The sequence below is a fragment of the Virgifigura deserti genome, assembly GCA_003576685.1.
In the GTDB taxonomy this organism is placed as follows: Bacteria; Pseudomonadota; Alphaproteobacteria; order Dongiales; family Dongiaceae; genus Virgifigura; species Virgifigura deserti.
In genome coordinates this window covers 248146-268552 of the sequence record QOZR01000001.1, presented here as the reverse complement: position 1 = coordinate 268552, position 20407 = coordinate 248146, and the positions used below count along the sequence as shown (strand labels likewise).

Genomic DNA, 20407 nt, shown 5'->3' with positions numbered 1-20407 from the left:
TGCGGCCGGCAACGGTTTGGGATGGAAAAGAATAATACGACGGGGAGCGAATGATCCGTGCAATCAGCCTCGGTGGAGTCCTTTTCGGCCTCTGGCTGTTGCTGTCCGGGCACTATGACCCACTCCTCATCGGGCTCGGCATTTCCTCCTGCATTCTGGTCGTGGTGATCGCGCACCGGATGGACGTGATCGATCGAGAGGGCCATCCGATCGACTTCGGTTTCGGTATCGTGACCTATTGGCTCTGGCTTCTTCTGGAGATCGCCAAGTCGAACGTCGACGTAGCGCGCCGCATTCTCGATCCGTCGCTACCGATCAGCCCGACCCTGATCCGCGTGAAGGCCAGCCAGAGAACCGAGTTGGGGCGGGTGATCTACGCGAACTCCATAACCCTGACGCCGGGAACAGTATCCATTCAACTGACGGATGGCACGATCGAGGTCCATGCCCTCACCGCCGAAGGCGCCGAATCGCTTCGAGGCGGCGAGATGAATCGCCGTGTGGCGGCCCTGGAGGGCGCGGCATGATCTTTGCGGCAGCCTTGCTCGCGATTCTCGTGACAATGGGCTTGGCGCTGGTGCGGGCGCTTCTGGGCCCGACGGTCTACGACCGCATCCTTGCGGTGAACATGTTCGGTACCAAGACCGTGCTGCTGATTGCCGTTCTAGGGTTTTTCACCGGTCGCCCTGAATTCCTCGATATTGCACTGGTTTACGCTCTCATCAACTTCATCGGTACGATCGCCGTCCTGAAGTTTCTTCGATATGGCGACCTCGGCAAGGCGAGCGGTAAGGAGAGCGAGATCTGATGGCGCTGGTGCTGGAGCTCATAAGCTGGGCGCTTCTCCTCGCCGGCTCCGCTTTCGCCGTGATTGGCGGCATCGGCATGCTGCGCCTGCCCGACCTCTACACCCGCATGCACGGGGCCAGCGTCACAGATACGATGGGTGCTGGCTTGATCCTGATCGGTCTCATGCTTCAGGCCGGGCTTGGCCTGATTACGGTCAAGCTGATCCTGATTCTCGTCTTCATCCTCTTCACCAGTCCGGTCGCCAGCCACGCGCTCGCCAAGGCGGCTCGGGGAAGCGGCCTTGAACCCGAGTTGAAGGGGGGAGAGAAGCCATCCAAGACCTGATCGATATCGTTCTGCTGTCCTTTCTCGTGGTGATTGCGATCGCCATCGTGCGGATGCGCGACCTGTTCGCCACTGTGATGCTGACGGGGATTTTCAGCCTGTTGTCAGCAGGACTTTTCGTGGTCTGGGACGCGGTTGATGTTGCGTTCACCGAGGCGTCGGTCGGCGCCGGCATCGTGACCGTCCTCATGCTCGGGACATTGTCCCTGACGGGCAAATCGGAGAAGACGCCCGCCTATTCGCCGACTCTGCCGCTGGTTGTTACGGTCTTGACCGGCGCCGCCCTGATCTACGGCACACTCGACATGCCGCTGTACGGCGACCCCGCCGCACCAATCCACCAGCATGTGGCGCCGCGCTACCTGAACGAGTCGTACGGGGAGATTGGTTTGCCGAACGTCGTCACCTCGGTGCTGGCGAGCTACCGCGGCTACGACACGCTCGGCGAGGTGACGGTGATCTTCACGGCCGGCATCAGCGTCCTGCTGCTGCTCGGCACGACGCGACGCACCAAGGGCAAGTCCAAGGACGATCGCGAGGAAGGCGAAAAGCCATGAGGCACCACATCGTCCTTCGTGTCGTCGCCAAGCTTTTGATCCCGCTGATCTTGCTGTTCGCACTCTATGTCCAGTTCCATGGCGACTACGGTCCCGGTGGCGGATTCCAGGCCGGCGTGATCTTCGCCGCCGCCTTCATCCTCTACGCCATCATCTTCGGGCTGGAGAGTGCGCGGCTGGTCGTGCCGCCCACGATCATCCGCGCCGGCGTCGCCCTGGGTGTACTGCTCTATGCCGGGGTCGGCGTCGCCAGCCTGCTGCTCGGCGGCACCTTTCTAGATTATTCCGTGCTGGCGCACGATCCCCTGCATGGACAGCATTACGGCATCCTGCTCGTCGAGCTGGGCGTCGGGATCACCGTCGCGTCGGTCATGATCGCGATCTTCTTCACCTTTGCCGGGCGGTCGCGCTGAACGATGGAAATCCCCGGTCTCTTCAACTACTGGATCGTCGTCGTGCTGATGATGATCGGCTTCTACACCGTGATCTCCCGCGGGAACCTGGTGAAGAAGATCATCGGCCTGAACATCTTCCAGGTCTCGGTGTTCGTCCTCTATATCAGCATGGGGGCCGTCGCCGGAGGCACTGCACCCATTCTCGCGCCGGGCATCGAACACTACGCGAATCCCCTCCCCCACGTGCTGATCCTGACCGCGATCGTCGTCGGCGTTGCGACAACGGCGCTCGGGCTGGCGCTGGTCGTTCGCATCCACGAGGCCTACGGCACGATCGAGGAGGATGAAATTCAAGCGGAAGACGAACGGACGTGATCGCGCCCCATCTCCCTATTCTCCAGGTCGTCATCCCGCTCCTGGCCGCGCCGATCTGCGTCTTGCTGCATAGTGGCAGGCTGGCCTGGCTTTTGACGGTCGCGGTGAGCTGGGTCTCCTTCGCCGTCTCCGTCCTTCTTCTCGGCCAGGTCATGGATGGCGGGCCTCTCTCCTACGAGCTCGGCGGCTGGGCACCGCCTTGGGGTATCGAGTATCGCATCGACGCGCTCAATGCCTTGGTGCTCTTCATCGTCTCCGGGATCAGCGCCATTGTTCTCCCTTTCGCCCGGGCAAGCGTCGAGCGGGAGATCGAGTCCGAACGGGTCTATCTCTTCTACACTGCCTATCTGCTCTGCCTCACCGGCCTGCTGGGCATCACCGCGACCGGCGACGCCTTCAACGTCTTCGTTTTCCTCGAGATCTCGTCGCTGTCCTCCTATGCCCTGATCAGCTTGGGCCGGGATCGCCGCGCGCTCATGGCGGCGTATCAGTACCTGATCCTCGGTACGATCGGCGCAACCTTCATCCTGATCGGCATCGGGCTGGCCTATATGGTGACCGGCACCCTGAACATGGCCGATCTGGCGGAGCGCCTGCCGGCTGTATCGGGGAACCGGACGGTGCAGGTTTCCCTCGCCTTCCTCACCGTCGGAATCTGCCTCAAGCTTGCCCTCTTTCCGCTGCATCTCTGGCTGCCGAACGCCTACGCCTACGCACCCTCGGTTGTCAGTGCGTTTCTCGCGGCGACGGCGACCAAGGTCTCGGCCTATCTGCTGCTCCGCTTCCTCTTCACCATCTTCGGCGTTGAATTCTCATTCGAGGCTATGCAGCTCGGGGTCATCCTGTCGACGCTCGCCGTTCTGGCGATGTTCGTCGGTTCGCTGGTCGCGATCTTCCAGGAGGACGTGAAGCGGATGCTGGCTTATTCCAGCATCGCCCAGATCGGCTATATCGTCCTCGGCATCAGCCTCGTCTCTGTCGACGGCCTCACTGCCGGCATCGTCCATCTTTTCAACCACGCGATCATCAAGGGCGGCATGTTCCTGGCGCTGGGCTGTATCTTCTTCCGGATCGGCTCGGTGCAGCTTCACGACATGCGGGGGCTGGGCCGGCGCATGCCCTACACCATGGCGGCCTTCGTCGTGGGCGGGCTGGGCCTGATCGGCGTGCCACTGACCGCCGGCTTCATCAGCAAGTGGTACCTGGTCGTCGCGGCGCTTGAGGCCGGAGTATGGCCGCTGGCGGTGCTGGTGCTCGCGAGTTCGCTGCTCGCCGTCATCTATGTCTGGCGCGTCGTCGAGGTAGCTTATTTCCAACCCGTTCCTGACGACAAGGCTGCCGCCAAAGACAAAGCCACGCTTGGCGAGGCGCCGCTCTCGATGCTGCTGCCGGCCTGGGTCCTAATCGGCGCCAGCATTTATTTCGGGCTCGACACATCGTTCAGCGTCGGCGTCGCCCGCGCGGCGGCGTCGTCCCTGCTGGGTCTCGACCTGGCGGAGATCGGATCATGAGCAGCAGCGCCGTTATCCTGTTCTGTCTAGCCACGCCGCTCATCGGCGCCCTCCTTATCGCGCTGTCGAACCGTCGGCCGAACCAGCGCGAGGCGATAACGCTGGCCACGGCGGCAATCCTGTTCGTCGGCGTCGCCTCCTTGATTCCGGAGGTGCGGGCAGGCGCGCGCCCCGAGCTGCTCCTTGGCGAGATCCTGCCCGGCCTTTCCCTCTATTTCCGCGTCGAGCCGCTCGGCATGCTCTTCGCGGGCGTTGCCTCGTTCCTCTGGATCGTCAACTCGGTCTATTCGATCGGCTACATGCGGGCGAACCTCGAGGGACACCAGACGCGCTTCTATGTCTGCTTCGCGGTTGCGCTCGCCAGCACCGTCGGCGTTGCCTTCGCCGGCAACATGCTGACGCTGTTCATCTTCTACGAGGTGCTGACGCTCTCGACCTATCCGCTGGTCACCCATTCCGGCAAGCCGGAAGCGATCCGCGCCGGCCGGACCTATCTCGGCATCCTGCTATCGACCTCGATCGGCCTGCTGCTCCTGGCGATTCTCTGGACCTGGTGGGCGGCGGGAACGCTGGCCTTCAGCGAGGGCGGGATTCTCGCCGGGCGAGTTAGCGACGGCGCCATGGCGGTGCTGCTGGCGCTCTACATGTTCGGAATCGGCAAGGCGGCGCTGATGCCGATGCATCGCTGGCTGCCCGCGGCGATGGTCGCGCCGACTCCGGTCAGCGCGCTTCTGCATGCGGTGGCGGTCGTCAAGGCCGGTGTGTTCACCGTAACCAAGGTGATCGTCTACATCTTCGGTATCGACAGCTTGAGCCGGGTCGCCGATGCCGGGTGGCTGATCTATGTCGCCGGGGCGACGATCGTGATCGCATCGCTGATCGCCCTGCGCCAGGACAATTTGAAGCGGCGACTCGCCTACTCGACCGTCAGCCAGCTTTCCTACGTCATCCTGGCCGCGGCCATCCTGACGCCGCTCTCCGTCGCCGGCGCGGCGCTGCATATCGCCGCCCATGCCTTCGGCAAGATCACTCTGTTCTTCGCCGCCGGCTCGATCTATACGGCGGCCCACAAGACGGAGGTCAGTCAGCTCGCCGGCATCGGCCGGCGGATGCCCTGGACCATGACCGCCTTCACAATCGGCACCATCTCGATGATCGGCCTCCCGCCGACCGCCGGATTCGTCAGCAAATGGTATATGCTGCGCGGCGCGATCGAGGCGGACCAACTCTTCGCCATCGCCATCATCCTGATCAGCACGCTGCTCAACGCGGCCTATTTCCTGCCGATCGTCTATACGGCGTTCCTGAACAAGCCGGCTCCGGTGGACAAGGATGATCATGAGCACGGGCATGAGCATGGAGAGGCGCCGCTGCCGATCCTGCTCGCCCTGGGCGTCACCGCCGCGGGTACCGTGCTCCTGTTCTTCTTCGCTGATCTACCGCTCGATCTGGCGCTGCAGCTCGCCGGGAGATCCCAATGAAAAAAAGGCATTGGCTGGAGCAGCCGAAGACGATCCGCCGGCTATGGATCGTCTTCATCGCCATCCTCGCCCTGACCGTCATCGCCCAGATCTTCATCCCCGTCCATGGCCATTTCGGCCTCGACGATACGTTCGGGTTCAATGCCTGGTACGGATTTACGACCTGCATCGCAATGATCGCGGTGGCGAAGGCGCTCGGCATCTTTCTGAAGCGCAAGGACACCTATTATGGCGACGATGACGAGTAGCGCCTTTACGCTTGGAGCGGTGCCGCCCGGCCTCGTCCTGATCCTCGGCGGCCTGCTGCTGCCGCTCGTCACCGGCCAGCTGCGCCGCGTCCTGGTATTGGCTTTCCCGCTCCTGGCACTCTTTCTGGTCTGGCAGGTGCCCAACGGCCCGGTCCTCACCCTGCCCTTCCTCGACTATCAGCTGACGCCAGTCGAGGGCAGCACTCTCAGCCGGCTGTTCGGAACGATCTTCGGGATCATGAGCTTCGCCGGGGCGCTGTTCGCGCTCAACCAGGGCCGCACCGTCGAGCTGTCGGCCGCCCTCGTCTATGCAGGCGGCGCCATGGGCGTCGCCTTCGCCGGCGACCTGATCACGCTGTTCGTCTTCTGGGAGTCGATGGCGCTGGCTTCGACGCTGGTGCTGTGGTCGGCGTCGACCCGGAGTTCCTACCGCGCCGGCATGCGCTATGTGCTGGTTCATCTGTTCGGCGGCGTGCTGCTGATGGTCGGCATCGCGGCGCAGATCGCGGAAAGCGGAACGGTCGCCTTCACCGCGATGACGCTGGACGGACTCGGGACCTGGTTTATTCTGGCTGGATTCCTGATCAATGCCGGCGCGCCACCCTTCTCCGCCTGGTTGCCGGACGCCTATCCCGAAGCGTCGCCGAGCGGCACCGTCTTCCTCTCCGCCTTTACGACGAAGACCGCCGTCTATGTGCTGCTGCGGGGCTTTCCCGGCGAGGAGATCCTGATCTTCGTCGGGCTCTACATGGTGTTCTACGGCATCATCTACGCGCTGCTGGAGAACGACATGCGGCGCATCCTCGCCTACAGCATCATCAACCAGGTCGGGTTCATGGTGACCGGCATCGGCATCGGCACGGAGATGGCGCTCAACGGCGCGGCGGCCCATGCCTTCGCTCACATCATCTACAAGGCCTTGCTGCTGATGTCGGCGGGCGCCGTGCTCTACCAGACCGGCAAACGCAAATGCACCGATCTCGGCGGGCTCTACAAGACCATGCCGATCACCGCGATCTGCGGCATCATCGGCGCGCTCTCGATTTCGGCCTTTCCGCTGACCTCCGGCTTCATCAGCAAGTCCATGATCAATCAGGCGGCGGCGGACGAGCATCTGACGCTGGCCTGGTTCCTTCTGACGGCGGCGACGGCCGGCGTGTTCCTGCATGCCGGCATCAAGTTCCCGTGGTTCGTCTTCTTCCAGAAGGATTCCGGACTTCGGCCGCCGGAGGCACCGCTCAACATGCGGCTGGCCATGTATCTGTTCTCCGCGCTGTGCATTGGCATCGGCGTTCTGCCGGGGCCGCTCTACGCCCTGCTTCCCTACCCTGTCGACTATGCTCCTTACACCGCGCCCCACGTCTTGGCGATCCTGCAACTCCTGCTGTTCTCCGGCCTCGCCTTCTTCGTGGCCCTGCCCTATCTGAAGCGGACGTTGACGATCACCCTCGATTTTGATTGGTTTTATCGCCGGTTCGGCGCGGCATTGGGGCGGGAGTTCCAGGTGAAGGGAAGCGCGAGTCGCGAGCGGCTCGCCGGCGTCACCCAGCGGCGCCTCGACGCATTCATCCGCGGCCTCTACCGTCATCATGGGCCGCAGGGCGTCCTGGCGCGAACCTGGCCGACCGGCAGCACCGTGCTTTGGGTGTCCGTTATCCTGGCGGCTTGCCTAGTGTTCTACTACCTCTGATCTTAGAGCCTGATCCGATCACATCGAACCGATGCGATCGGATCGCACTCTCGCAGGACCAGAGTTCCGAAACGCCGCCCGCCTCGATCGGCAGGATCGCCGAAAGCGGCCGGCAGCGACCGTCGGTGCAGAAGCGGTAATCCTCGACGACGGTGGATCGCGTCAGGCGGAGCGTTTCCAGCGGCGGGATCTCCGGCCGGTAGAGTCACCAGCCGCCCCGCAGCACCGCGCCGGCTGGCGGGTCCATGCCAGCGCCGCTGCCCTTCACCACGTCACCCGTGAATGACTGCATTCCACCTTCTGCGGACGTTCGCGCGGTCGAGCGCCGCGGTGGCGGTTCGACTGGCTACACTAAGCGTCCATCTCGGCCGCCGGCGGCTCCTGTCCGCAACGCCTGCGGCGCCCGATAAGGTGCACCGCCAACCCGCCTGCAATCGCGGCCGCGCCGGCGGCCATGAAGATTGGCTCCATCACCAGAAGCGCGATGGCACCGATGCCGAACAGGATTCGTTCCGGCCATCCGGCGGGTCCGAAGAGCCACGCGCCGGTCGCCACGGCGAGGGCGGAGACCGCCGCCACGGAGGTGACGGAGGCGAGCAACACAGGCTGCCAGCCGCCCTGGAGCAAGAGGCCTATGCCGGGATCGGACAGGACGAAGATGAACGGGACCAGGAAGGCCGAGAGCGTGTAGCGCCAGGTCAGCCACATGGTCTTGACCGGCTTGCCGCCGGTGATGGCGGAGGCGGCGAAAGGCGAGAGCGCCGTCGGTGGAGAGACTTCGCTCAGCACCGAATAGTAGAAGATGAACATCGCCGCGGCATAGGCCGGGACGCCGACATCCTGCAGGGCTGGCCCGATGATCACCCAAGAGATGATGAAGCTTGCGGTGACCGGAACGGCGAGGCCAAGGAGGACGACCGAGACGGCAGATAAGAGGGCGGTAAGGATCAGATTGCCGCCGGCGAGCATGACGATGATGTTCGCGAGCTTCAGCCCGAGCCCGGTGAGCGTCATCACGCCGACGATCAGGCCTGCGGCGGCCATGACCGGCACGACCGAGAGCGCGCCGGTCGCCCCCGCGGCGAACGCGTCCCAGATGCGCCGCGGCGTCATCCAGGATTCGCGTTCGAGGAAGCTCAGCACGAAGGCGAGCGCGGTCGCGTAGACGACGGCGCGGAACGGCGTCATCCCCATCGCCATGAAGACGACGATCGCGATGAGCGAGCTGAAGTGATAGCCGAAGCGCATCAGCAGCCAGCCGACGGGCTGTACGTCGATCTCGACCGGATGGGTGCGGAAGCGCCTTGCGTCCATCTCGATCGCGAGGATGATGCCGAGATAATAGAGGAGCGTTGGGATCGTCGCCCAGATCAACACCTGCAGATAGGAGACGCCGAGCAGCGCGGCGATGATGAAGGCGGCCGCGCCCAGCGTCGGCGGCGACATGATGGCGCCGATGCCGGCTGCAGCGAGCACCGCGCCGCCATGTTCCTGCGGGTATCCGGCCTTGCGCAGCAGCGGCCAGGAGATGCCGCCCAGCGTCACCGTGGTGGCGACGCCCGAGCCGGAGACGGTGCCGAGCAGGAAACCGGCCATGGTCACGGTCCGGCCTGGCCCCGACTTTGTCTGCCCGAAGGCGGAGAAAGAAAGGTCGATGAAGAAGCGGGTGGCGCCGGAGCCGCTCAGCACGGCGCCATAGATAGTAAAGAGGATGATATAGGTCGCCGCCACACCCGTCGGCACGCCGAACAGGCCCTGCGTGCCCATGACGTTGTGGCCGACCAGCCGGGGCCATGCGAAGGTCGCGGTGCCGAAGGGCGACGGGAACACGTCTCCCCAGAAGGCGTAGGCGAAGAACGCGACGACGACCAGCGGCACCAGCAGGCCGACCGTCCGCCGCGCCGCCTCCAGGGTGGCGAGGATCGCGATGGTGCCCATCGCGATGTCCACCGGCGTCGGGATGATCGCCCGGCGGAAGAAGGAATCCCAATCCCAGATGATATAGGCGAATGGCACAACCGTGATCGCCGCCAGCAGCCAGTCGAGCATGTGGGGATTATCCGGCCGTTCCGAGGCGAGCGAAGCCTCCGAGCGGTTCCAGCCGCGATAGGCCAGGAAGGTCATCGGCAGGCTGATCATCAGGAAGGCCGGCAGGTAGAACTGCGTCGCCATCGGGCGGAACACCCAATAGAGCGCGAAGAGCGCCAGAGCCACTCCGATGGTCTGGACCGCGAGAAGCGGGAACCCGCTCAGCCGGCGGGCCGGCTTCTCGGACTCATATTCGGCGAGCAGCGCCTCCTCGTCGATTGTCTGGTCCTCGTCAAGGCCGCGGCTGCCGCCTGGTCCCTCGGTCATGGCTTCTCCTCGATGTCCAGAACGACGAACGGGTCTCGATCCCCGACCAGCCACCACAGTTCGAGCGGCGGTTCTCCGGGAACGTGCACCGTGCGTTCCCCGAGATCGGTCGCGGCTATGGACAGTATCCGAAGCACCGTCGGCCTTTCCGGATCCGGCGACACCACCCATTCGCGACGGTCCGACTCCGCGGCGCGCCTGGGCGCGCCGGGAACTGCATAATACTCTTCCAACACGGCCAGTTGATCGGCCGCGATCTCCACCAGCCGGTAGCGTCCGTCGGGTAGCACCGCGTATCGTTCCTCGGCCAGCGTGCCGTAGATCGAATTTCGGTAACTCACCGCGAAATGCTCGCCGTGAAAGGGCACGCTTGCCAGCACGTCGCCATCCTGGCCGCGAATGACGATGGCCTGCGCGGCCTCGTTCTCACCGTCACCGAGCCCGGTCGCCGAAGCGCCCGGGCTCGCAAGGCACGCAAGCGCCACGATGGCGACGGCCGGCTTCGGCAAAAGCCGTCAGCCCCCGACCTGGTCGTAATAGGCCTGCGCGCCCGGGCAGGTCTCGATGAAGGGAATCTCGCCGGCCGTCGCCGGGTCGAGCTCCTTGGCCGCCGGATGGACCTGCACCAGGTCTTCCTTGTTGTCGAAGATCGCGGCAGTAATCGCCTGCTGCAGCGACTCCTCCATGTCGGTACGCGCCACCAGCACGTTCGGCGAGGCGATCGTCGACACGGGCTCCGTCTGGCCTTCATAGGTGTCCGCCGGAATCGGCATCTTCATGTAGTAGCCGCCATACTGCTCGGCGAGAGCCGCGGCATGTTCGCCGATCGGGATGATCTTCATTTCGCCGGTGCTGGCGAGGTCGACCAGCGCGCCGGTCGGCAGGCCGCCGGACCAGAAGCCGGCGTCGATCGTGCCGTCACGCAGCGCCGCGACCGTCTCGGCGACGCCGAGCTGCCGGCGGTCAATGTCCGCCTCGGGGTCGAGCCCCGCAGCTTCGAGCACGCGCAGCGCGCCCACCTCGGTTGCCGAACCCGGCGCACCCACGGAGAGGCTCATGCCTTCCATGTCCGCAAGGCTCTCGATCCCGCTGTCCTGAGTCGTGACCACCTGCATGAAGTTGTTGTAGAGGATGCCGATGCCACAGATCTCCAGGGCCTCTTCGAAAGGCGCCTCGCCCGCGGCCGCAGCCGCCACGGTGTCGCCTACGCCGAGGGCCAGAGCGGCTGCGCCGGTCGTGAGGAGGAGCATGTTGTCCACCGAAGCATTCGTCTCCTGGACCGTGGCGTCGTAGCCATCAACATTCTCGCGGATCTCCGTCGCGATGCCGCCGCCAAGCGGATAATAGACGCCGCCCGTGCCGCCGGTCGCGATCGACAGATTGGTCTGGGCGTTTGCCGGGCTGGACGCGCCGAGAATGAGGGCAGGCAGCAGGAGGCCCCCGATCGCGGCGCCGATCCTGCCACGCCAGCCGTTGCGGGAAGTGGTGGTCATGTTTCTTGTCTCCTCTCTTTGAGCATGGGTATCGGCTACCCCTGATGGGCCACATGCCGGCTTTCCGAGAAGCCGTCCATTGTTCCGATATGCCCTCTCCCTGTGGCCGGGGGTCCCCAGCAGGTTTCTTGTCCTTTCGCGGGACGCCTATGTCAAGCTTCGGGGCGGTTTCCGCGCAGCCCTTCTCTTCTGAAATCGCGATAATAGGCGTTCTGGCCGCACATGGTCGCCCATTCGGGCCGAGGAGCCCGAATGGGCGAACGGCACTGTCTCCGACCGGTCGGCAGGCGGTATGGGCGCGAACCGGCAGGCCGCATCGATCGACGACTTGGCCGATCGAGCAGCCCACTGGGTGCTCAACCTGATGCCCGCCCAGGCGCGCCGGAAGTCTGGCATCGCATACGATCACTTCTGACTCAGACCAATGTTGCAGCACTTTTGGCTACCTACCTATCCCGGATTGGCGCCTTGGCCAGACAACACGGACGTCACCGGCTGTCCTGGGCGACGCCGGCTTGTGATCAGCCCCAACGGCGATTAGGCTGGCCGTCGATTGCCATGTCGGGGCGGAGATTGGGAGACGTCGATCATGGACATGACCGGGGAATACCGCATTGCCGCGCCGCGCCAAACGGTCTGGGAAGCGCTCAACGATCCCGACGTGCTGAAGCAGTGCATCCCCGGCTGCGATGAGATCGAGAAGCGATCCGACACCGAGTTCGCCGCCAAGGTAACGGCGAAAGTCGGCCCGGTGAAGGCGCGCTTCGCCGGCAAGGTGACACTGAGCGACCTTGATCCGCCGAACGGCTATAAGATCACCGGCGAGGGTTCCGGCGGCGCGGCGGGTTTCGCCAAGGGCGGGGCCGATGTCCATCTGGAGGAAGACGGCCGCGAGACTGTCCTGCGCTACGTGGTGCGGGCTACCGTGGGCGGGAAGCTGGCGCAGATCGGGTCCCGTCTCATCGACGGTACCGCGCGGAAGATGGCCGACGAGTTCTTCGGCTGCTTCGCCGAACGGGTCGGCGCACCCGCAGCTGCTGAACCGGCCGCCGCGTCCGAGCCGGCGATCACGCCCGAGCCGGCCGTGGCGCCGCCGCGGCCCGATGAACAGCCGCCGGCCGCGCCAACGGCAGGCATCCGCCCGCTGATCTGGGTCAGCGCGCTCATTGCCGCGGTCGTTCTCCTGCTGATCGTCTTCGGTGTCAACAACTGACGAAGGAGATGCAATTTCGGGTGGTCGCAAAGTAAAACCCCGGCCCCTATCTAGAGGCCGTGCGAACTGAAGCGACGGCTGCGCTGGGGGGCGAGTTCGCGCCCATATTCCGCGCGTGATATGCTGCAGTCTTGTAGTTACGAGAGGGCTAGGCTGGTGCCGAACGACACGCATGACAATCTCCGCCGCGAGTTGGAGTACCGGCTGCGACAGCAGGTTCTGATCTCCGAACTGGGGTTGTACGCCCTCCGGAATCCGGATTTCGACGCCTTGCTCCAAGAGGCGACACGCCTTACCGCCGAAGGACTTCGAACCAAGTTTTCGAAGGTGCTCGAGTTTCTCCCGGAGGAGGACCAGCTTCTCGTGCGCGCTGGCATCGGTTGGGCCGAGGGAACGGTCGGTGCAGCCAGAATCAGTGTCGATTCGAAGTCTCCCGGCGGCTATGCGCTCAAGACCGGGCGCCCCGTCATCTCAAACCACCTGACGAAGGAAAGCCGGTTCCGGACTCCAAGCCTGCTTGCCGAGCATGGCGTCAAGCGGGCCATCAACGTCATCATCCCGAGCGGCGATAGTAGGCCCTTCGGCGTGCTGGAGGTGGACAGCCAGATCGAGGGGAAGTTCACGGAACACGACATCAATTTTCTTCAGGCGATGGCAAACGTGCTGGGCGCGGCCCTCGAACGCTGCCGGGTGGAAGCCACGCTGGAGACGGCGGTCCGGGACAAGGACATGTTGATGCGGGAGGCTCATCACCGCATTAAGAACAGCCTGAGCCTGGTCTCGAGTCTCATCAACCTGCAGAGCCGCGACATCGAGGAGCCCAAGACCCGCGGCTATCTTGTCGAAACCAGTGCACGCGTCCTCATGATCGCCCGTATGCATGAGCGTCTCTACCAAAGCAGCAAAGCCGATACCGTCGAGTTCGGGGGATATCTCCAAGAGCTGTGCCATGAACTGCTCGGGACGCTCGGCGACGAGGACACGCGCCCGTCGCTCGAGATCGAAACGGCCGAAATCGAGATCGCGACCGAGAAGGCTGTTTCGCTGGCTCTGATCGTCAATGAACTGGTTACCAACGCGATCAAGTACGCCCGCTCTGGCACCGATGGCGGCGTGGTCGAGGTCGTCTCCCGGCGCACCGGCAAGGACCTCTTGGAAGTCGAGGTCGCGGACAACGGGGTCGGCCTGCCCAACGGGTTCGATCCTGCCACAAGCGACGGTCTCGGCATGAAGCTGGTGGTGGCGCTGACGAGCCAATTGAATGGCCAGCTAGATATCGGCCGCAACGCGCGAAACGGCCGAGGCGCGCGGTTCACGCTCTCCGTGCCTCTATGAGCGCGCAATGAGCCTGCGGCGATCATGGCTGGCGCCAACCGACACCGCGTTCGCTCTTGACCTGTGAAGCGCGCCAATCAAGACTGAAATAATGGCGCGGTCCGCTTCGGACGGCACCCAACACTGTCGCCATGGAAGAGCGGCACTGCGCGAATCCTCATGGCGCGCTGTGACAGGGAGGATGAGATGCCCACCGTATCTATGACGGTGAACGGCAAGGCGGCTTCGGGCGACGCCGAACCCCGCACATTGCTGGTTCACTTCCTGCGCGAGACGCTAGGCTTGACCGGCACCCATGTCGGTTGCGACACCAGCCAGTGCGGCGCCTGCGTCGTCCATGTCGACGGCAAGTCCGTCAAGAGCTGCACGATGCTGGCGGTTCAGGCGAACGGCGCCGAGGTGACGACGATCGAGGGACTCGCCAATGGCGAGCTGCATCCGATGCAGGCCGCCTTCCGCGAGCATCACGGCCTGCAATGCGGCTTCTGCACGCCCGGCATGGTGATGAGTGCGATCGACCTCGTGCGGCACAACGCGACCCCGAGCGAGAGCGACATTCGCGAATGGCTCGAGGGCAACATTTGCCGCTGCACCGGCTATCACAACATCGTCAAGGCCATCCAGGCCGGCGCGCAAGCGATGAAAGGATAGGACCATGGCCGAAGACATGATCGGCGCCTCGATCCGGCGCACCGAAGATTTCCGCTTCCTGACCGGCCAGGGCCATTATCTCGACGACATCAACCGGCCAAATCAGGTTCACGCCTACTTCCTCCGCTCGCCCCACGCCCATGCGAAGATCCGCAGCATCGACACCGCCGCGGCGCAGAGCGCGCCCGGCGTCGTCGCCGTCTTCACCGGCGCCGACATCGCCGCCGACAAGGTCGGCGGGTTGATCTGCGGCTGGGTCGTCACCGATCGGCACGGGCAGCCCCACAAGGCGCCGCCGCACCCGCCTCTGGCGCAGGACACCGTGCGCTATGTCGGCGACCATGTCGCCGTGGTGATCGCCGAGAGCGTGGCCCAAGCGCGGGATGCCGCCGAGTTGATCGAGGTCGATTACGAGATGCTGCCTGCCGTGGTCGACACGGCGAAGGCGCTCGACCCCGACACGCCGCAGCTCCACGCCGATGCTCCCGGCAATCTCTGCTTCGACTGGGAGCTCGGTGACAAGGCAGCCGTGGATGCCGCCTTCGCCAAGGCGCACCACGTCACCAGGCTCGACCTCGTCAACAACCGGCTGATCCCCAACGCGATGGAGCCGCGCGCGGCGATCGGCGAATATGACGGCGGGGCCGACAGCTATACCTGCTACAGCACAAGCCAGAACCCGCATCTTCTGCGGCTGATCCTCTGCGCCTTCGTCCTCGGCGTGCCCGAGCACAAGATGCGGGTGGTGGCGCCGGATGTCGGCGGCGGGTTCGGCTCGAAGATCTTCTGCTACGCCGAAGAAGTCGTCTGCACCTGGGCGGCGAAGAAGGTCAAGCGGCCGGTCAAATGGACGGCGGAGCGCGGCGAATCTTTTCTGTCCGACGCCCATGGCCGCGACCACGTCACCCATGCCGAGCTGGCGATGGACGAGAGCGGCAAGTTCCTCGCCCTCAAGGTCGATACGATCGCCGGCATGGGCGCCTATCTCTCGACCTTCGCGACCTGCGTGCCGACCTATCTCCACGCCACGCTCCTGGCCGGGCAGTACGCGACGCCGGCGATCCATGCGAACGTGAAGGCGGTCTTCACAAACACCGCGCCGGTCGACGCCTATCGCGGCGCCGGACGGCCGGAAGCGACCTATTTGATCGAGCGCATCGTTGAATGCGCCGCCCGCGAGCTGAGGATCGATCCGGCGGAGCTCCGCCGCCGCAACTTCATCCGGCCGGACCAGTTCCCCTATCAGACCCCCGTCGCGCTGGTCTATGACACCGGCGATTACGAGGCGGCGTTGGACGAGGCGCTGAAGATGGCGGACTATGCCGGTTTCGCAGCCCGCAAGGCCGAGTCCACCAAGCATGGCAAGCTGCGCGGCATCGGACTCTCCGCCTATATCGAGGCCTGCGGCATCGCGCCGTCGGCGGTGGTGGGTTCGCTCGGCGCCGGCGTCGGCCTGTGGGAGTCCGGCCAGATCCGCTTCAGCCCGACCGGCACGGTCAGCATCTTCACCGGCTCGCACAGCCACGGCCAGAGCCATGAGACGACCTTCGCCCAGCTCATCTCCGACGCCCTGGGCGTGCCGATGGAGAAGATCGATGTCGTCCATGGCGACACCGACCGCATCCCCTTCGGCATGGGGACCTACGGCTCGCGCAGCCTCGCGGTCGGCGGCTCGGCGCTGATGCGGGCGGCGGACAAGATCATCGAGAAGGGCAAGAAGATCGCCGCGCATCTCATGGAGGCGTCGGTCGGCGACATCGAATATTCGAAGGGCACCTTCCGGGTCGCCGGCACCGACCGGACCAAGTCCATGGCCGAGGTCGCCTTCGCCGCCTACGTGCCGCACAATTACCCGGCGGACCTCGAACCTGGCCTCGACGAGACCGCGTTCTACGACCCGGCCAACTTCACCTATCCGGCCGGCGTCCACATCGCCGAGGTCGAGGTCGATCCGGATACGGGCCTGGTTGATATCGTCAACTGGGTCGCCGTCGACGATTTCGGAAAGGTGATAAATCCGATGGTCGTCGAGGGCCAGGTCCATGGCGGCATCGCCCAGGGAATCGGCCAGGCGCTGCTGGAGAACTGCGTCTATGACAAGGAGAGCGGCCAGCTCGTCACCGGCTCCTACATGGATTACTGCATGCCGCGCGCGGACGATCTGCCCAGCTTCAAGGTCGGCATGACGGAGACCCCTTGCACCCATAACCCCATCGGCGCCAAGGGCTGCGGCGAGGCCGGCGCGATCGCCGCGCCGCCGGCGCTGATCAACGCGATCACCGACGCCATCGGCATCATGCATATGGAAATGCCAGCGACGCCCGAGAAGGTGTGGCAAGCGATCCGGCAGACCCGGCCTGCCGCGGCCGCCGAATAGGGAGTATAGGAGATGCACAATTTCGAGTATCACCGCCCGACCTCGGTGGCGGACGCCGTCCAATCCTTGAAAGGCGCGGAAGACGGCAAGATCCTGGCCGGCGGCATGACGCTGATCCCGACGCTGAAGCAGCGGCTGGCCGCACCGTCCGACCTGATCGACCTCGGCGCGATCGCCGAGCTCAAGGGCATCAAGGACGAGGGCGGCATGATCACGATCGGCGCGGCGACGCCGCATGCCATGGTCGCCGAGTCCGAGGTTGTCCGGCGGGTGATCCCGGCGCTCGCGGATCTGGCCGAAGGGATCGGCGACCCGCAGGTTCGCAATCGCGGTACCATCGGCGGCTCCATCGCCAACAGCGACCCGGCCGCCGACTACCCCGCCGCGCTCGTCGGGCTCGACGCCACCGTCCAGACCGACCGGCGCCGGATCAAGGCCGACGACTTCTTCAAGGGCCTGTTCGAGACCGCCCTGGAGGAGGACGAGATCGTCACCGCCGTCAGCTTCCCGAAGCCGGAGAAGGCCTGCTACGCGAAATTCCCGAACCCGGCCTCGCGCTACGCGATGGTCGGCGTGATGGTCGCCAGGGCCGGCGGCGCGGTCCGCGTGGCAGTCACGGGCGCCGGCCCCTGCGTGTTCCGCCTGCCTGAAATGGAACAGGCGCTGTCCGGCAACTTCTCGCCCGACGCGATCAAGGGCATCGAGATCTCCGCCGACGGACTGAACAGCGACATCCATGGCAGCGCCGCCTACCGCGCCCATCTCGTCTCGGTGATGGCCCGCCGGGCGGTGACCGACTGCGCGTAGGAACAGAAGCGATCGACATCGGGGCGAGCACTTTACGGCGCCGTGCCCCGATGCGCATGCTTCGACAGGCTCAGCATGAAGACCTCACCCTGAGCCTAGCGAAGGGCGAGACCCGACGGCGCACAAGCCGATGATTTCTGGAACCCGGCGCGTGCGACGCATCTGGCTCGCCGCCACCGTCCTGATCCTCGGTCTGGGTGTGCTGTTTCTCTTCCTTCCCCGCATTGTCGAGGCCCTCCTGATCGCCGGCCTCGAACGGGCCGCTTTTCCGAGTCCCAGTCTCCGCGTGACCGACATCGGCTGGCGGCAGGCGACTTTAGCCGATCTCCGTCTCGGCGACGGCGAGGCCAGCATCGACGAACTCGTGGTGACCTATTCTCCCGTCGGTCTCCTGCGGCTGCAGGTCAATCAGATCCGGCTGAGCGGCCTTCGGGTCGCCGTCCGACTGGACGGCGAGGGCTTGCCTTTCGGCAGCCTGGATGCGCCGCTGGCGGCGCTCGGCGGTGGGACGGAGAATGGTACGGCCCCCGCTATGCCGGACGTCATCCTCGATGATGGCCGTGTCGCGATCACGACCAGGCTCGGCGAAGTGGTCATCCCACTGGAAGGCGCAATCACCACCGCGCCTGACGGCGTGATGACGGGGCAGTTCACCATCCCGGCCGGTGCAGTGGGCCTGCCGGATGTCGCCGCCCGCGAGCTTGCCGGCGGCATTCGCTTTGCCGCGACGCCAGAGCGGATATCCCGCGTCACGGGGCGGTTCGATCTCGCCGGCGTGGTCCTCGCGAACGCGGCCGTCGAAGCCGTCACCCTTGCGGTCGATCTGGACGACGGCAGCGGATCGGCGCATCTGACCGTCGTCGAAGGCGGAGACGCGCTCGATCTCGAGGTTGAGGCGATCATCGACGAGCTCTACGGAATGCCCGACCTGTCCGCTGAAGTGGAGGCGAGCGCAACTGCCGCTTCGCTCCTCTGGCCGCTCATCGGCCTGCCGCCGCCGATCGAGCGCCGCGCTAGCTTGTCGGGCAGCATCTCCGGCCGGCTCTCCCCCGCGACAGACCATCCCGCCTTCGCCGGCAGCATGGAGATCAGCGTTGCCGCCGACGAAGCAACCCTCGATGCCACCTTGACTAACGCCACCTTCACGGGAGCGCCCGACGCGTTCAGCGGCACGGCGCACGTCGCGCTTGCCGCACCCGAAATCGAGATGCCGACCGTTCACGCGACAGAGATCGCGTTCGGCGCGGATACGGCTTTCGCCTTCGCCAATGGCACGCTCACGCTACACAATCGCGGCGATGCTCAAGTGAGGGCACGGCGCTTGGTCGTCCCCGGCATTCTGGCGACGACCGAGCCTGTGCGCCTTCCGCTTCAGGCCGCCGAGGAGCCGGCGCTCACTCTGGATTTCGCCGCGGCCGATGGGTTCCATCTCGCCCACGCCCTGAAGGCCGGTCCGGTCCATTTGAGGGCGCGGCTATGGCCTGACTCCGCAGTCCCGCTACCGGTCGACCTCGAGTTGCAGGCGCTTTCGGCGCCGGGCTCCTGGAGTCCGACAACCGGCTATCGCGGAACCGTCGCCCTCGCCGGTGGGGAGGTCCTGCTGCCGGACCGCCAGATCGCCGCGACCGGGGCCGAAGCCGATCTTCTCATCGGCGGACCGGACGTGCCCAGCGAAGCGCATCTCCGGGTCGCCAAGGTCACGCACCGCGCCGAGCCCGCCCTTTTCGCTCCGATGCCCGCGCGCGCCGAGGCCACACTGAGCGGCAACCGCCTGACCTTCACGCTCCAGGCGAACGCCGCCGCCGAACGGGCCGCCCTGACCGTCAACGGACAACACGACCTGCAGTCGGGCGTCGGCGGCGCGGAGGTCGACCTGCCGCCTGTGGCGTTCGCGCCGGACGGGCTGGAACCGGAGGATCTTGCGCCGATTCTGAAGGGCCGGATCGAGCAGACGACCGGGACCGTCGCCCTCGCCGGCACCCTATCATGGGACGCCGAGGGAAGCGCCTCGAACCTTCGGATGCTGCTGCGGGACCTATCCTTCACCACCCCCCTGGCGGAGGTCGTTCGATTGAACTCCGTTGTCCGGTTCGACAGCCTACTACCCCTCTCTACCCCGCCCGGCCAGAAGCTGGCGATCGGGCTGATCGATGCCGTCCTGCCGCTGACCGATGGTATCGCGACCTTTCAGCTCCGGCGATCCGGAGAGCTGGTCGTGAGTGACGGACGACTGCGGCTCGCCGGCGGCGAGATCACCGTGGAACCGGCGGTGATCGATCTGGACGCACCGGAGAACCGGATCGAGCTCCTCGTGACGGATGCGGCACTGAGCGAACTTCTCGCGCTTGCCGACATCGACGGACTTTCGGCGACCGGCCGGCTCGACGGCCGAATCCCGGTGCATATCGAGGAGGACGTGATCATTGAAAACGGCACGCTGGCCGCCGACGCACCGGGCCGGCTGAGCTACGATCCCGTGAGCCCGCCCGCCGCGTTGCAAGCGCAGGGCGAAACCATTAGCCTCCTGCTGTCGGCCCTGACCAATTTCGAGTATCACGATCTGCGGCTGACCGTCGATCGCGAAGCCGGCGGCGAGATGCTTGTCTCCGTTCATGTCGCGGGCAAGAATCCCGCCTTTTACGACGGTTATCCAGTTGAGCTCAATTTCAACATCAGCGGGAAGCTGGACCAGGTCTTGCAACGGAGCTTGGTTGGCTATCGGATTCCGGACGCGATTCGCGAGAGGCTGTCGGAGTTTCCGAAGTAATCAACGGATCGCGGGGCC

The 20407-nt window shown here is 65.1% G+C and carries 19 protein-coding genes; 16 read left to right on the top strand and 3 right to left on the bottom strand.

Annotation, left to right across the window (positions count from 1 at the left end):
- Nucleotides 1-50 precede the first annotated feature (50 nt).
- Genes DT069_RS01375 through DT069_RS01330 form a run of 10 tightly spaced genes read left to right on the top strand, consistent with a single transcriptional unit; the run spans nt 51 to nt 7391 of the window.
- On the top strand, nt 51-527 hold the full coding sequence (locus DT069_RS01375) for a Na+/H+ antiporter subunit E (protein WP_119458467.1): 477 nt from the start codon (nt 51-53) through the stop codon (nt 525-527).
- Entirely contained in the window at nt 524-808 is a 285-nt protein-coding gene (locus tag DT069_RS01370; RefSeq protein WP_425449922.1) for an MrpF/PhaF family protein, read from the top strand. The genes DT069_RS01375 and DT069_RS01370 overlap by 4 nt, the downstream gene beginning before the upstream one ends.
- Entirely contained in the window at nt 808-1134 is a 327-nt protein-coding gene (mnhG, locus tag DT069_RS01365; protein WP_119458466.1) for a monovalent cation/H(+) antiporter subunit G, read from the top strand. The genes DT069_RS01370 and mnhG overlap by 1 nt, the downstream gene beginning before the upstream one ends.
- Before the next feature lie 26 nt (nt 1135-1160).
- Nucleotides 1161-1691, top strand: a complete 531-nt coding sequence (locus DT069_RS01360) for a DUF4040 domain-containing protein (protein WP_425449921.1) — start codon at nt 1161-1163, stop codon at nt 1689-1691.
- The gene (locus DT069_RS01355) at nt 1688-2104 is read left to right on the top strand and encodes a Na(+)/H(+) antiporter subunit B (protein ID WP_119458464.1); all 417 of its coding nucleotides are present in this window, start codon (nt 1688-1690) and stop codon (nt 2102-2104) included. Before DT069_RS01360 ends, DT069_RS01355 begins: the two co-directional genes overlap by 4 nt.
- A gap of 3 nt (nt 2105-2107) precedes the next feature.
- The gene (locus DT069_RS01350; RefSeq protein ID WP_119458463.1) at nt 2108-2461 is read left to right on the top strand and encodes a cation:proton antiporter subunit C; all 354 of its coding nucleotides are present in this window, start codon (nt 2108-2110) and stop codon (nt 2459-2461) included.
- On the top strand, nt 2458-3972 hold the full coding sequence (locus DT069_RS01345; protein ID WP_425449920.1) for a monovalent cation/H+ antiporter subunit D family protein: 1515 nt from the start codon (nt 2458-2460) through the stop codon (nt 3970-3972). The genes DT069_RS01350 and DT069_RS01345 overlap by 4 nt, the downstream gene beginning before the upstream one ends.
- Complete coding sequence (locus DT069_RS01340) at nt 3969-5453, top strand: monovalent cation/H+ antiporter subunit D family protein (protein WP_119458462.1); 1485 nt, start codon at nt 3969-3971, stop codon at nt 5451-5453. Before DT069_RS01345 ends, DT069_RS01340 begins: the two co-directional genes overlap by 4 nt.
- Entirely contained in the window at nt 5450-5701 is a 252-nt protein-coding gene (locus tag DT069_RS01335; RefSeq protein WP_119458461.1) for a hypothetical protein, read from the top strand. The genes DT069_RS01340 and DT069_RS01335 overlap by 4 nt, the downstream gene beginning before the upstream one ends.
- A complete protein-coding gene (locus tag DT069_RS01330) occupies nt 5682-7391 on the top strand; it encodes a Na(+)/H(+) antiporter subunit D (RefSeq protein WP_425449919.1) in 1710 nt (569 codons plus the stop codon). The genes DT069_RS01335 and DT069_RS01330 overlap by 20 nt, the downstream gene beginning before the upstream one ends.
- A gap of 351 nt (nt 7392-7742) precedes the next feature.
- Here the strand turns inward: DT069_RS01330 and DT069_RS01325 are convergent, their stop codons facing one another.
- Genes DT069_RS01325 through DT069_RS01315 form a run of 3 tightly spaced genes read right to left on the bottom strand, consistent with a single transcriptional unit; the run spans nt 7743 to nt 11239 of the window.
- The gene (locus tag DT069_RS01325; protein WP_119458460.1) at nt 7743-9746 is read right to left on the bottom strand and encodes a TRAP transporter permease; all 2004 of its coding nucleotides are present in this window, start codon (nt 9744-9746) and stop codon (nt 7743-7745) included.
- On the bottom strand, nt 9743-10255 hold the full coding sequence (locus DT069_RS01320) for a hypothetical protein (RefSeq protein WP_119458459.1): 513 nt from the start codon (nt 10253-10255) through the stop codon (nt 9743-9745). The genes DT069_RS01325 and DT069_RS01320 overlap by 4 nt, the downstream gene beginning before the upstream one ends.
- Nucleotides 10256-10261: 6 nt before the next feature.
- Complete coding sequence (locus DT069_RS01315; RefSeq protein WP_119458458.1) at nt 10262-11239, bottom strand: TAXI family TRAP transporter solute-binding subunit; 978 nt, start codon at nt 11237-11239, stop codon at nt 10262-10264.
- Nucleotides 11240-11828: 589 nt separating this feature from the next.
- Here DT069_RS01315 and DT069_RS01310 point away from each other — a divergent pair.
- From DT069_RS01310 to DT069_RS01285, 6 genes are all read left to right on the top strand, one after another.
- Entirely contained in the window at nt 11829-12452 is a 624-nt protein-coding gene (locus tag DT069_RS01310) for an SRPBCC family protein (RefSeq protein WP_119458457.1), read from the top strand.
- 156 nt (nt 12453-12608) lie between these two features.
- On the top strand, nt 12609-13787 hold the full coding sequence (locus DT069_RS01305; RefSeq protein ID WP_162912905.1) for a sensor histidine kinase: 1179 nt from the start codon (nt 12609-12611) through the stop codon (nt 13785-13787).
- A 186-nt stretch (nt 13788-13973) separates the two neighbouring features.
- The gene (locus DT069_RS01300; protein WP_119458455.1) at nt 13974-14438 is read left to right on the top strand and encodes a (2Fe-2S)-binding protein; all 465 of its coding nucleotides are present in this window, start codon (nt 13974-13976) and stop codon (nt 14436-14438) included.
- 4 nt (nt 14439-14442) lie between these two features.
- Nucleotides 14443-16815, top strand: coding sequence for a xanthine dehydrogenase family protein molybdopterin-binding subunit (locus tag DT069_RS01295; protein ID WP_119458454.1), 2373 nt, complete (start codon nt 14443-14445; stop codon nt 16813-16815).
- A 12-nt stretch (nt 16816-16827) separates the two neighbouring features.
- The gene (locus DT069_RS01290; RefSeq protein WP_119458453.1) at nt 16828-17622 is read left to right on the top strand and encodes an FAD binding domain-containing protein; all 795 of its coding nucleotides are present in this window, start codon (nt 16828-16830) and stop codon (nt 17620-17622) included.
- A 151-nt stretch (nt 17623-17773) separates the two neighbouring features.
- On the top strand, nt 17774-20389 hold the full coding sequence (locus DT069_RS01285; protein WP_162912904.1) for an intermembrane phospholipid transport YdbH family protein: 2616 nt from the start codon (nt 17774-17776) through the stop codon (nt 20387-20389).
- The last annotated feature ends 18 nt before the right edge of the window (nt 20390-20407 follow it).